General features: G+C 59.5%; 12 protein-coding genes. 5 read left to right on the forward strand and 7 right to left on the reverse strand.

What is annotated here, in order from left to right; all coding sequences use genetic code 11:
* Positions 1-145 precede the first annotated feature (145 nt).
* Entirely contained in the window at positions 146-1,834 is a 1,689-nt protein-coding gene (gene fadD2, locus QOL84_RS27140; protein ID WP_283439218.1) for a long-chain-fatty-acid--CoA ligase FadD2, read from the reverse strand.
* A gap of 199 nt (positions 1,835-2,033) precedes the next feature.
* Here fadD2 and QOL84_RS27145 point away from each other — a divergent pair, with 199 nt between their 5' ends.
* Both QOL84_RS27145 and QOL84_RS27150 read left to right on the forward strand, forming a co-directional pair.
* Complete coding sequence (locus QOL84_RS27145) at positions 2,034-2,978, forward strand: alpha/beta hydrolase (protein WP_283439219.1); 945 nt, start codon at positions 2,034-2,036, stop codon at positions 2,976-2,978.
* A gap of 43 nt (positions 2,979-3,021) precedes the next feature.
* On the forward strand, positions 3,022-3,492 hold the full coding sequence (locus QOL84_RS27150) for a MaoC family dehydratase (RefSeq protein ID WP_003227420.1): 471 nt from the start codon (positions 3,022-3,024) through the stop codon (positions 3,490-3,492).
* A 308-nt stretch (positions 3,493-3,800) separates the two neighbouring features.
* Here the strand turns inward: QOL84_RS27150 and QOL84_RS27155 are convergent, their stop codons facing one another.
* Positions 3,801-4,268: a PA2169 family four-helix-bundle protein gene (locus tag QOL84_RS27155; protein WP_129395188.1), complete on the reverse strand. Its 468-nt coding sequence runs from the start codon at positions 4,266-4,268 to the stop codon at positions 3,801-3,803.
* A gap of 205 nt (positions 4,269-4,473) precedes the next feature.
* On the opposite strand from QOL84_RS27155, the gene QOL84_RS27160 reads away from it, so the two are divergent.
* Positions 4,474-4,710, forward strand: a complete 237-nt coding sequence (locus QOL84_RS27160; protein WP_003227425.1) for a DUF3820 family protein — start codon at positions 4,474-4,476, stop codon at positions 4,708-4,710.
* 29 nt (positions 4,711-4,739) lie between these two features.
* A complete protein-coding gene (locus QOL84_RS27165) occupies positions 4,740-5,921 on the forward strand; it encodes an aminotransferase class V-fold PLP-dependent enzyme (RefSeq protein ID WP_283439220.1) in 1,182 nt (393 codons plus the stop codon).
* Positions 5,922-5,925: 4 nt separating this feature from the next.
* On the opposite strand, the gene QOL84_RS27170 is transcribed toward QOL84_RS27165, so the two are convergent.
* From QOL84_RS27170 to zwf, 4 genes are all read right to left on the reverse strand, one after another.
* The gene (locus QOL84_RS27170) at positions 5,926-6,651 is read right to left on the reverse strand and encodes an intradiol ring-cleavage dioxygenase (protein ID WP_283439221.1); all 726 of its coding nucleotides are present in this window, start codon (positions 6,649-6,651) and stop codon (positions 5,926-5,928) included.
* A 301-nt stretch (positions 6,652-6,952) separates the two neighbouring features.
* Positions 6,953-7,618, reverse strand: coding sequence for a bifunctional 4-hydroxy-2-oxoglutarate aldolase/2-dehydro-3-deoxy-phosphogluconate aldolase (locus tag QOL84_RS27175; RefSeq protein WP_016773539.1), 666 nt, complete (start codon positions 7,616-7,618; stop codon positions 6,953-6,955).
* Between the two features lie 17 nt (positions 7,619-7,635).
* Positions 7,636-8,349, reverse strand: coding sequence for a 6-phosphogluconolactonase (gene pgl, locus QOL84_RS27180; RefSeq protein WP_283439222.1), 714 nt, complete (start codon positions 8,347-8,349; stop codon positions 7,636-7,638).
* On the reverse strand, positions 8,336-9,802 hold the full coding sequence (gene zwf, locus QOL84_RS27185; RefSeq protein ID WP_129395192.1) for a glucose-6-phosphate dehydrogenase: 1,467 nt from the start codon (positions 9,800-9,802) through the stop codon (positions 8,336-8,338). Before zwf ends, pgl begins: the two co-directional genes overlap by 14 nt.
* A gap of 226 nt (positions 9,803-10,028) precedes the next feature.
* Here zwf and QOL84_RS27190 point away from each other — a divergent pair, with 226 nt between their 5' ends.
* On the forward strand, positions 10,029-10,889 hold the full coding sequence (locus tag QOL84_RS27190) for a MurR/RpiR family transcriptional regulator (RefSeq protein ID WP_171057240.1): 861 nt from the start codon (positions 10,029-10,031) through the stop codon (positions 10,887-10,889).
* Positions 10,890-11,040: 151 nt separating this feature from the next.
* Here the strand turns inward: QOL84_RS27190 and QOL84_RS27195 are convergent, their stop codons facing one another.
* Positions 11,041-11,895 (reverse strand): D-hexose-6-phosphate mutarotase, encoded by an 855-nt coding sequence (locus QOL84_RS27195; RefSeq protein ID WP_283439223.1) that lies wholly within the window; start codon positions 11,893-11,895, stop codon positions 11,041-11,043.
* Between the last annotated feature and the right edge of the window lie 113 nt (positions 11,896-12,008).

Below are 12,008 nucleotides of genomic sequence, written 5' to 3' on the forward strand. Positions count from 1 at the left end.
CATTTTAGAGCAAAAATCCTATAACACCCTGAGAACCCCGGAATTTGGGGCTTAGAAGCAAAAGATCGCAGCCTTCGGCAGCTCCTACATGGGATGGGTTTCCTGTAGGAGCTGCCGCAGGCTGCGATCTTTTCGTTTTCAGACGTTAAGCGATATCGCGCAACTCGCGGCGCAGGATCTTGCCGACCGGCGTCATCGGCAACGACTCGCGCAACACAATGTGTTTCGGCACTTTGTACGCAGTGAAATTCTCCTTGCAGTAGGCCTTCAGCTCTTCAAGGCTGACGCCGGTTTCCCGCGCCACCACAAACAACTTCACCGCCTCGCCCGAACGTTCATCCGGCACGCCGATCACCGCGCAGTTGGCGACTTTCGGGTGGGCCATGACCACGTCTTCGATCTCGTTCGGGTACACGTTGAAACCGGAGACGATGATCATGTCCTTCTTGCGGTCGACGATGCGCACGAAACCGTCCGGATCGATCACCGCAATATCGCCGGACTTGAACCAGCCCTCGGCATCCAGCACTTCGGCGGTGGCCTCGGGTTTATGCCAGTAGCCCTTCATGATCTGCGGGCCTTTGATGCACAGCTCGCCCCTCTCACCCATCGGCTGCTCGACGCCATCATCGTTGATGACCTTGAGCAACGTGCCCGGTACCGGCAGACCGACCGTGCCGAGGCGCGACTGGTCGCCGTACGGGTTGGTGCAGGCCACCGGCGAGGTTTCGGTCAGGCCGTAACCTTCGGTGATGCGGCAACCGGTCATTTGCTCCCAGCGCTCGGCGGTGGCCTTGACCAGCGCGGTGCCGCCGGAGTTGGTGAGTTTCAGGCTGGAGAAATCCAGGGTCTTGAAATCCGGGTGATCCATCAGTGCGACGAACAACGTGTTCAACCCAAGCAATGCCGAGAAACGCCAGTTCTTCAGTTCTTTAATGAAGCCGGCAATGTCGCGCGGGTTGGTGATCAGCACGTTGTGGTTGCCGGAGACCATCATGCACATGCAATTCGCGGTGAAGGCATAGATATGGTAGAGCGGCAGCGGCGCGATCATCACTTCCTGGCCTTCGCGCAGCAGTGGCTGACCGTCGGGGCCGAGCTGCGCGAGACAGGCGCGCACTTGCTGCATGTTCGCCACCAGATTGCCGTGGGTGAGCATCGCGCCCTTCGCCAAGCCGGTGGTGCCGCCGGTGTATTGCAGCACGGCGATGTCGTCGAGGCTGACCTTCAACGGCTTGATGCCCAGGCCCCGGCCCATGCGCAGCGCGCTCTTGAAGGAAATCGCCTGCGGCAGCGAATACGCCGGGACCATTTTCTTCACTTTGCTGACCACGGTGTTGACCAGCCAGCCCTTGGCGGCGGGCATCAGATCGCCCATCTTCGCTTCGATCAGGTACTGGATGTCGGTGTCGGGCAGCACTTCCTGGACTTTCTGACCGAACATGTTCAGGTACACCAACGCGCGGGCGCCGGAATCCTTGAACTGGTGGCGCATCTCCCGTGCGGTGTACAACGGGTTGGTGTTGACCACGATGAGTCCGGCACGCAAGGCGCCGAACACGGCAATCGGGTAATGCAGGACGTTGGGCATCTGCACGGCGATGCGGTCGCCCGGCACCAGATCGGTGTGCGCTTGCAGGTAACCGGCGAAGGCCGCGCTGTAGCGCTCCAGTTCGGCGTAGGTCAACGTGATGCCCATGTTGCTGAAGGCCGGGCGGTCAGCGAACTTCTTGCAGGAACGCTCGAACACCTCGATCACCGACTTGAACTCGCCCATGTCGATGTCCAGCGGTACGCCGGCCGGGCGTTTGTCGTTCCAGAAATCAGGTTGCATTGTTCTTGTCCTCTTTACCTGAGCCGATCCGGGCCGCTTTCTGTCATTTCTGAAAAAGCGGAGCTTCACGGACACTAGCAGTTATGGCCATTCAGGCAAATAAGGGCAAAGCCGTCATTGATCGTGTGAATCTTCCTGCCGTGGCGTGGGCTGATCAGACGCGCTATACAATGTTCCGACTCTGAGCAAAGGAATCGCCATGACTCACGACACCCTATGGCTGGACGCGAGTGACCGCAGCCGCCTGTTCATCAATCGCTGGTTGCCGCTGGCACCGTTGAAAGCGGTGATTCTGCTGGCCCATGGCATGGCCGAACACAGCGCTCGTTATGCACGTTTGGCCGACACGTTTTGCGACAAAGGTTATGGCGTTTACGCCGCCGATTTACGCGGCCATGGCAAAACTGCCGATCACGGCACCCTCGGACATTTCGCCGACGATGACGGCTGGTGCAAAGTGCTCGGCGACCTGGCCAGTATCAATCAGCACATCGGCCAGCAACATCCCGGCGTGCCGATCATCCTGCTCGGTCACAGCATGGGCAGCTACCTCGCCCAGGCGTACCTGCTGCACCACAGCGCCAGCCTGCACGGAGCGATTCTCAGTGGTTCAAATTTCCAGCCGGTGGCGCTTTATCGGGCCGCGCGGCAGATCGCTCGCCTGGAAAAACTGCGCCAGGGTGGCAAGGGTCGCAGTGCGCTGATCGAGTCGCTGTCGTTCGGCTCGTTCAACAACAAATTCAAACCGGTGCGCACACCGTTCGACTGGTTGAGCCGCGATCCGGCCGAAGTCGACAAGTACGCTGCCGACCCGCTGTGCGGCTTTCGCTGCACCAATCAGCTATGGATCGATCTGCTCGGCGGCTTGCAGCAAATCAGCAAAGCGTCCAATCTCGCTCAGATCGACCCCGGCCTGCCATTACTGGTAATCGGCGGCGAATGTGATCCGGTGAGTGACGGCAAGCGTCTGACAGATCTGGCCAATGCCTTGCGCACGGCCGGCAGCCACAACCTGCAACTGAAGATCTACCCGCAGGCCCGGCACGAATTGTTCAACGAAACCAATCGCGATGAAGTGATCGACGATGTGCTGGCCTGGATCGACCAGGCCCTGAGCCATCCGCGTCCTCAGCGCAGCGAGTAATTTTTTTTTGGATTCATTTAATCCGTCACAGGAACCGAGACCGATGACCCAGGTTACCAACATCCCTTACGAAGCCCTCGAAGTCGGCCAGACCGCCAGCTACAGCAAGACTGTCGAAGAGCGTGACATTCAGCTCTTCGCCGCGATGTCCGGCGACCATAACCCGGTGCATCTGGATGCCGAGTTCGCGGCGGCCAGCATGTTCAAGGAGCGTATCGCTCACGGCATGTTCAGCGGCGCGTTGATCAGTGCCGCCGTAGCTTGCGAGTTGCCTGGGCCGGGCACTATTTATATCGGCCAGCAGATGAGTTTTCAGAAGCCGGTGAAGATTGGCGACACGCTGACCGTACGCCTGGAAATTCTCGAGAAGCTGCCGAAGTTTCGTGTGCGCATTGCGACGCGCGTGTTCAACCAGCGTGATGAGTTGGTGGTAGATGGCGAAGCCGAAATCCTCGCACCGCGCAAGCAGCAGACGGTGACGTTGCCAACGCTGCCGGCGATTAGCATTGGCTGATTGATTGGTGGTGTGTCAGGTACAGCTTTCCCCCCTCACCCCAGCCCTCTCCCCCAGGGGGGCGAGGGGGAAGGGAGCCGATCTCCTTGGGTTTCAAATCCTGAGTTCACCTCAGATCGCTCAAGTCGACCTCCTTGGGTTTCAAATCCTGAGTTCACCTCGGATCGCTCAAGTCGGTGTATCTCCAACAGCCACCTCGGTAAGTCCCCTCTCCCTCCGGGAGAGGGCTAGGGTGAGGGGGGCTTCTGCTTTTCCCGGACACAAAAAAAACGCCAGACTAGCTGGCGTTTTTTGTAACCGTCGAACGCTTACGAACGGGCGCGAGCCTGGTTACGCAGGGCTTTCACCTGATCGTGGTTGCGTTGCACGCCGTGGTACTGGCGTTCAACCAGATCACGAATACCTACCAGGTTGTGCTTGTTGATTTTCTCGATGGCTTCACGATAAGCCTTCAGCGCGTGATCTTCACCGCGCTCGGCTTCGTTCAGCACAGCCTCTTCATCCTTGCCGGTGAACATCGCTTTGACGTCGACCCAGCGACGGTGCAGATCACCGCTGACGCTGGTAGAAGTTTCCGGATCGCCACCCATCGATCGCACGGCGGCTTGCAGTTCAGCAGCGGCGGTGGCGCAATCGGCAGAGCGAGTGACAAACAGGGTTTTCAGTTCTGGATGCTTGATGTCTTCGGCGCAAGTCTTGAACCCTTCCTGACCGTCCTTGCTGGTTTCAATCAGGTCATTGAGTACAGAGATGGCTTCTTTATTCATGTCAGTCATTTTTCAATTCCTTGCGATCGGTGGAAGATGCAAAGGATATTGCAGTGTGCGTGCCAGCTTTTTCTGAACAATCAAATCCTTATAAATCAACAACTTAAAGTTAAATGAACTATCTGTATCGCGGTTATTTGCATGATCTGTCATTTGGCCTGCATGCAGAATGCCTGTATTTTCCAATCTGATTTGAAGCCAGACGATCTCACTGATGAATCCCGAAAAACTCGAACTGCTGATTACCCGCGAAATGCCTTTCGGCAAATACAAGGGCCGGATCATTGCGGACCTGCCGGGGCCGTACCTGAACTGGTTTGCCCGGGAAGGTTTCCCCCACGGCGAACTCGGCGGCCTGCTCGCGCTGATGCAGGAGATCGACCACAACGGCTTGTCGGACTTGCTCGAACCGCTGCGCGCCAAACATGGCAAACCTGCCCCGCGCCACTGAAGCGCCCTCCTCTTATAGAGCCAGCCGCCATGCCCGATAACACCCGCCGCGCCCGTGACGAAGCCTTCTGGCAGACGTTCGCCGACCGTTACGATGTTCAACCCGGCCCCGTAAATCTGGAAAACGGTTACTTCGGGCGTATGTCGCGCACGGTGATCGAGGAGTACCAGCGCAACATCGAGCTGATCAACACCAGCAACTCGGTGTATGTGCGCCAGCGTTTCGAGCAGCACGACAATCTGGACATTCGCGCGCAGCTGGCAGAGCAGATTGGCGTGCGCGCACAAAGCGTTGCTTTCACCCGCAACGCCACCGAAGGCCTGCAATCGCTGATCCGCAATTACAACCGCCTGCAACCGGGCGACCAGGTGCTGATCTGCGACCTTGAGTACGACACGGTCAAGGGCGCCATGCGCTGGCTGGCCAGGCATCGCGGCGTCGAGGTCATCGAGATTGCCCACTCGCACCCGGCGAGCTTCGACAGCCTGCTGGAGACTTACCGCGAAACCTTTGTCCGCCATCCCAAACTGAAACTGATGGCCCTGACCCACGTCACCCATCGCACCGGTCTGGTGATGCCGGTACAGGCCATCGCCGCACTGGCCAGGGAGCATGGGGTCGACATCATTCTTGATGGTGCGCACGCCCTCGGCCAGATCGAGTTCGACTTTGAAGCCCTTGGCATCGCGTTCGCCGGCTACAACCTGCACAAATGGATCGGTGCGCCGCTGACACTTGGCTTCATCTACATCGCCCCGCAGCGCTTGGCCGACATCGATCCCGACATGGGCGAGATGCACTATCCGGTCAATGACATCCGTGCGCGCACGTCCTACAGCACACCCAACATTCCGGCGTTGATGACCCTGCCGCTGGTGTTCGAGGAGCATCGCTCACTCGGCGGCGCACCGGCAAAAGGTGCGCGCCTGAATTACCTGCGTAACTTGTGGGTCAGCGCGGTACGCCACTTGCCGGGTATTGAAGTGATGACGCCGGACGATCAGCGACTGTATTGCGGGATCACCGCGTTGCGGTTCACCCGTCACGACGACCAACAGGCCATGGCCGAGCGTCTGCTCAATGAGTTCAACCTGTTCACCGTGGTGCGCAATGGCGCGGCGTGCGGGCCGTGCATCCGCATTACGCCGGGGCTGACCACCACCGCTGGCGACATGCAACTGCTGACCCGCGCGCTGAACGAGCTGCGCTGAGGGGCTAAACAGTAAACTTGTCAAAGTCCTCGGGCTTGATCTGCGACGACGCCGCAAAGGTATCGATACCGATCGTCAGCTGGCCGAAAAAGCCATCTTCGTGGGTGTCGCGACCGATCGGCCACACCGTCAGCGTTGAGGCTTCGCCCTTCATGTCGGCGTAAAAGCTGTCCTCGGTATTGTTCAGTACCTTCGCCGAGCGTCCGCGATAGGCTTTGGCATTGAGTACCGAACGGGAAACGACTTCGGGAAAATACAGCTGGCCAACCCAGGCGACATTGCGCGCTTCGAGAAATTCGCTACCGGCAACGATGCGTACCGCCATGTGAATGTGCAGTGCGCGACCGGCGTAGAAACCTGGGTAAATCGTGGTAAAGCGCACCCGCCCCTTGGGATCACAGAACTGGCTGCCACGCAGGTAGGTGTCATCGTCGGTGCGCGGGATTGAACCGATGGCGTCGGCATCGACTTCGACATCCGGATTGATCCGGCTCCAGCCCGAATACGCGCCGCGTGCGTTGCAATGCCAGATATCCACCAACGCGCCATTGACCGGTTCACCGGTCATTGCATCGACGATGGTCAGGCGCAGCAGTAGCGGTAAACCTTCTGCGCCCTCGCTGATGTTGCGCCGCAGCAATTGCGGGTTGCGAAAGTACGGCCCGGCGATTTGCTCGGGAGCCAGTTGATACACCTGGTTCAGGGAGGATGCAGCAGAGTCTTGGTCCATGACGCGTTCTCTCTTCCATAAGATGAAAGCAGATTAGCGCCAAGCAACAGCCTGTGTGCGGTAACTATGTATCGCGTCGTAACTTGTGAGTTCTGATCTTTTGACGTAGCCATTTGAAAGCAAGATCAAAAGATCGCAACCTCGTTGCACTCGACAGCTCCTGCATCGCCTCCCGTATCGCCCCTGTAGCTGCCGCAGGCTGCGATCTTTTGATGTTGGCTTTTCTGCGGGCAAAAAAAACGGCGCGCCGACCGAGCGCACCGTAAAGCCGTAGAACACACAACGAAGTGTCTGGTATCAATCAGTCCAGCAGTGCCAACGCCTCGGCCGTGCATTCCTGAATGCGCGCCCAGTCGCCGTTCTTGATCCACTCCGGATCAAGCATCCAGCTACCGCCCACGCACATGACGTTTTTCAGCGCCATGTAGCTCTTGATGTTGGCTGGGCCGACGCCGCCAGTCGGACAGAATTTAACTTCGCCGAACGGGCCGCCGAGGGCCTTGATTGCCGCTACGCCACCGCTGACTTCAGCCGGGAACAGCTTGAAGCGGCGATAACCCAGACCGTAGCCTTCCATGATGCCGGAGGCGTTGCTGATGCCCGGCAACAGCGGAATCGGGCTGTCGACGCTGGCTTCGAGCAAGTCACGGGTGATGCCCGGGGTGACGATGAATTGCGAGCCGGCAGCTTCGGCAGCCGCGAGCATGTTGCGATCGAGCACCGTGCCGGCACCGGTCATCAGTTCCGGACGCTGTTCGCGCAGGATCTGAATGGCCTTGAGGCCGAATTGCGAACGCAGGGTCACTTCCAGCGCGGTCAGACCACCGGCGGCCAGGGCGTCGGCCAATGGCAGCACGTCCTGTTCGCGGGCGATGGTGATCACCGGCAGGATCCGCGCCTTGGCGCAGAGGCTGTCGATCAGGGCAACTTTGTCCGCCATGGAAACGGTCGGGGATGGGGTTGTCATAGCGGCTGTTCCTTGGCTCATGGGCACCAGTAAATCTCTAACGTAGGTTGCAGAAATGCGCGCACCGGCATGGCGGCGACGTCATCGGATGCCAGCGCGGCATTCAGGGTGGTCAGTTTCGACTGACCGGAAATCGACAGAATCTTGTGTTTCGCCGAGGCCAGCAGCGCACGGCTCAAGGTCAGGCGCTGACGCGGCACGCTCGGCGCCAGCATCGGCCAGCAACGGCGGGTGCCATCGGCTTGCAGCGCTTCGGTGAGATTCGGGCTGTTGGGGAACAACGACGCGGTGTGACCGTCATCGCCCATGCCCAGCACCAGCACGTCAATCGCCGGCAGTTCGGCGAGCAAGCGGTCAGCCTGTTCGGCAGCCTGTTCGACGTTTGCCGCAGCGCTGTAAAGACTGAGGAACTGCGCTTTCGCCGCCGGACCTTTGAGCAGGTATTGCTTGAGCAGGCCGGCATTGCTGTCGGCGTGTTCAACCGGTACCCAGCGCTCGTCGGCGAGGGTCACGACGACCTTCGACCAGTCCAGTTCCTGCTTGGCCAGATGCTGGAAAAACGCCACCGGGCTACGTCCGCCAGACACCACCAACACAGCATTGCCGCGCGCCGCAATGGCTTCGCTCAATTGCTTGGCAACGTTCAGCGCCAGACCTTCGGCCAACAGCGCCGGGCTCTTGAATGCGTGGGCATTTACGCCCGCAGGCAGTTGCACATCAGATATCGCCATACCACGACCTCCCGTCCCGCGTGATCAATGCAATGGAGCTCATCGGCCCCCACGACCCGGCCGCATACGGCTTGGGCGCGTCACCGGATTTTTTCCACCCGGCGATCAGTTGGTCACACCATTTCCACGCGGCTTCGATTTCATCTTTACGGACAAACAGGTTCTGATTGCCGTTCATCACTTCCAGCAACAACCGCTCGTAGGCATCGGGGATCCGCGCGCTACGCCAGGTGTCGGAGAAATTCAGTTGCAGCGGGCCGCTGCGCAGTTGCATGCCTTTGTCCAGGCCCTGCTCTTTGGTCATCACGCGCAAGGAAATACCTTCGTCCGGTTGCAGGCGAATGATCAGTTTGTTGCTGATCTGCAAGCGCTGCTCGGGGGCGAAGATGTAGTGCGACGGTTCCTTGAAGTGGATGACGATCTGCGACAACTTTTGCGGCATGCGCTTGCCGGTACGCAGGTAGAACGGCACGCCGGCCCAGCGCCAGTTGCGGATGTCGGCACGCAAAGCGACGAAGGTTTCGGTGTCGCTCTGGGTATTGGAATTTGGTTCTTCGAGGTAACCCGGTACGGATTTGCCTTCGCTGTGGCCGGCGATGTACTGGCCGCGCACCACTTGCGTGGTCAGGCCTTCCGGGCTGATCGGCGCCAGCGCCTTGAGGACTTTTACTTTCTCGTCACGGATGCTGTCGGCGGACAGATCAGCCGGCGGGTCCATGGCGATCAGGCAGAGCAACTGCAACAGGTGATTCTGGATCATGTCGCGCAGCTGGCCGGCCTTGTCGAAGTAGCCCCAACGGCCTTCGATACCGACCTTCTCGGCCACGGTGATTTCCACGTGGGAGATGTAATTCTGGTTCCACTGGGTTTCGAACAGGCTGTTGGCGAAACGCAGGGCGATCAGGTTCTGAACGGTTTCTTTGCCCAGATAGTGGTCGATGCGGTAGGTGCGGTTCTCCGGGAAGAACTGCGCCACGGCGTCATTCACTTTGCGCGACGATTCGAGGTCGGAACCGATCGGCTTTTCCAGCACCACCCGGGTGTTTTCTGCCAGACCGACTTTCGCCAGGTTCTCGCAGATCGCGCCGTACACCGCCGCCGGTGTGGCGAAGTAGGCAATCATGCGTTGCGTGCTGCCGGCCAGTTCGGCCAGCGCGACGTAATCTTCAGCCTTGAGAAAGTCGACGTGCAGGTAGGTCAGGCGCGCCAGAAAGCGCTCGGCCACGGCTTCGTCCAGCTCTTTGCCGACGTAGCGGCGCAATTCGGCGGCGATAAACGCCAGGTGCTGCTGCTCGGTGCCGTCTTCACGGGCCAGCGCGATGATGCGCGTGTCCTCGTGCAACAGATCGGCGCCATCGAGGTGATAAAGGGCAGGAAACAGCTTGCGCAGGGCCAGATCGCCAAGCGCGCCGAACAAGGCAAAGGTGCACGGTTCAACCGTAATCGAAGGCATGATGTTTGTTCTTTTATCAAGTTAAGCTACAAATACCTTTTTTCAAGGCATCACTCAAGGGAAAATGTAGTAATAACCACAACATTTTCGCAAAATACAGATTCCGAGTGGTGGTCGCTCGGACGCATCAGTAGGATAGGCCACCGTTACGGGCCATATCAAAGGCCCAATTTGCATAGCCCGGCGCACCTTTGCGCAGGTGAATTAGGAATTCCATATGGACCGCGTGCGAAATTTACTGGAACAGATCCAGAGTCGCCTTGAAGACCTGAACAAGGCCGAACGCAAAGTCGCCGAGGTGATCCTGCTCAACCCGCAGCAGGCCACCCGCTTCAGCATCGCCGCCCTCGCCCAGGCGGCGTCGGTGAGCGAACCGACGGTCAACCGCTTCTGCCGTTCATTCGGTGTCAGCGGCTATCCCGAACTCAAGCTGCAACTGGCGCAAAGCCTGGCCAGCGGCGCGGCGTATGTCAGCCGTGCGGTCGAGGCCGACGACAATCCCGAGGCGTACACGCAAAAGATTTTCGGCAGCGCCATCGCCTCGCTGGACAGTGCTTGCCAGGCGCTCGATCCGAACCTGATCAGCCGCGCCGTTGACCTGTTGATTCAGGCGCGGCAGATCCACTTCTTCGGCCTCGGGGCTTCGGCGCCGGTGGCGCTGGATGCGCAGCACAAGTTCTTCCGCTTCAACCTCGCGGTCACCGCGCACGCCGATGTGCTGATGCAGCGGATGATCGCTTCGGTGGCGCATACCGGTGAGCTGTTCGTGATCATTTCCTACACCGGCCGCACCCGTGAGCTGGTCGAGGTGGCGCGCATTGCTCGCGAGAACGGCGCTTCGGTGTTGGGTTTGACGGCGGAGAATTCGCCGCTGGCCAAGGCGAGTACCTTGAGCCTGAACATCCCGCTGCCGGAAGACACCGACATCTATATGCCGATGACTTCGCGGATCATTCAGTTGACCGTGCTGGATGTGTTGGCGACCGGGATGACCCTGCGTCGCGGAGTGGATTTCCAGCCGCATCTGCGCAAGATCAAAGAGAGCTTGAATGCCAGCCGGTATCCGGTGGGTGACGAGTTTAATTAGGACGCTTCGCGTAAAGGATCGCAGCCTTCGGCAGCTCCTACAGAGGTTGATCGTTCCCACGCTCTGCGTGGGAATGCAGCCCGTGACGCTCCGCGTCACTGGACGCGGAGCGTCCCTAGAGGCATTCCCACGCAGAGCGTAGGAACGATCATCAAGCCGCAGCCCACGCCTGCAAGCTCAAATGGGCCTTCTCCCCCGGCGCCAGATGCAGACTGTCCGTCCCGCCCGCCGCCGCTTCCACGCAGACAAACTCCGAAATCTCATCCCACGTCACCCCCAGCAACGGCCGCGACCCCGGATGCCAGACCACCGTGTCAGCACTGTCACCGGTATCGATACACAACTCGCGCTGCCAGGCGTGATCCTTGAGCTGCAATTCGCCGTCGTGCTGGAACACCCGCTGACAGCCGCCATCCACCCGCAACTCGCCTTCCTGCTGGCAAGACTGGCGGCTCAACTGGTCGTAACCCTGCGCTCCTTCAAGCCCAGACAGCGCTATCTCACCAACATCGCCAATACGCCAGTAAGCGTGCAAAGCCTGGCTCAACTGGCACGGCATGTCGTCCTGATGCTCGGTGCTCAGGCGTAATTCCATGCGTTCGCCCAGATGCGCGTGCAGGTCGACCTGCCAGTCGCACAGCTGCAATTGCCAGTGCAGGCGCACGCCATCGTCGGCGCTGCTGCTGTCGAGCAACTTCCAGTCGAGCAGTCGCGCCCAGCCATGTGAAGGCCACGCGTTTTCGCTGGGATGACGGCCGTACCACGGCCAGCACACCGGCACGCCACCACGGATCGCGCCGACATGCGGCCACTTCGCCGCACACCACAACCACGGTTTTTGTCCGCGCGGCTGAAAGTGCAGCAACTGCGCGCCCTGACGACTGAACACCGCCTGACACAGCGGATGATCGATCACCAACACGTCGCGCATCTGATAGCGCTCCCAAGCGAATATCGGCTGTTCGCGCAGGGATCTGAAGAAGCGTTGTAGCGGATGCTCATGCATTTGCCACGGTCCCGAATTCATTTGTTACGGGGATTACTGCCCCTCAAAAAAAAGCGGACAGCCTTGGCTGTCCGCAAATATGCGCACATAGAGAGGAGCTTATCGCAGACGCG

It is taken from the genome of Pseudomonas helmanticensis, assembly GCF_900182985.1.
Classification (GTDB): domain Bacteria; phylum Pseudomonadota; class Gammaproteobacteria; order Pseudomonadales; family Pseudomonadaceae; genus Aquipseudomonas; species Aquipseudomonas helmanticensis.

What these genes read in the sequence shown, in the direction of transcription:
- fadD2 (WP_283439218.1), bottom strand. Translation starts at nt 1,834, where the DNA reads ATGCAACCTGATTTCTGGAACGACAAACGCCCGGCCGGCGTACCGCTG.
- QOL84_RS27145 (WP_283439219.1), top strand. Translation starts at nt 2,034, where the DNA reads ATGACTCACGACACCCTATGGCTGGACGCGAGTGACCGCAGCCGCCTG.
- QOL84_RS27150 (WP_003227420.1), top strand. Translation starts at nt 3,022, where the DNA reads ATGACCCAGGTTACCAACATCCCTTACGAAGCCCTCGAAGTCGGCCAG.
- QOL84_RS27155 (WP_129395188.1), bottom strand. Translation starts at nt 4,268, where the DNA reads ATGACTGACATGAATAAAGAAGCCATCTCTGTACTCAATGACCTGATT.
- QOL84_RS27160 (WP_003227425.1), top strand. Translation starts at nt 4,474, where the DNA reads ATGAATCCCGAAAAACTCGAACTGCTGATTACCCGCGAAATGCCTTTC.
- QOL84_RS27165 (WP_283439220.1), top strand. Translation starts at nt 4,740, where the DNA reads ATGCCCGATAACACCCGCCGCGCCCGTGACGAAGCCTTCTGGCAGACG.
- QOL84_RS27170 (WP_283439221.1), bottom strand. Translation starts at nt 6,651, where the DNA reads ATGGACCAAGACTCTGCTGCATCCTCCCTGAACCAGGTGTATCAACTG.
- QOL84_RS27175 (WP_016773539.1), bottom strand. Translation starts at nt 7,618, where the DNA reads ATGACAACCCCATCCCCGACCGTTTCCATGGCGGACAAAGTTGCCCTG.
- pgl (WP_283439222.1), bottom strand. Translation starts at nt 8,349, where the DNA reads ATGGCGATATCTGATGTGCAACTGCCTGCGGGCGTAAATGCCCACGCA.
- zwf (WP_129395192.1), bottom strand. Translation starts at nt 9,802, where the DNA reads ATGCCTTCGATTACGGTTGAACCGTGCACCTTTGCCTTGTTCGGCGCG.
- QOL84_RS27195 (WP_283439223.1), bottom strand. Translation starts at nt 11,895, where the DNA reads ATGCATGAGCATCCGCTACAACGCTTCTTCAGATCCCTGCGCGAACAG.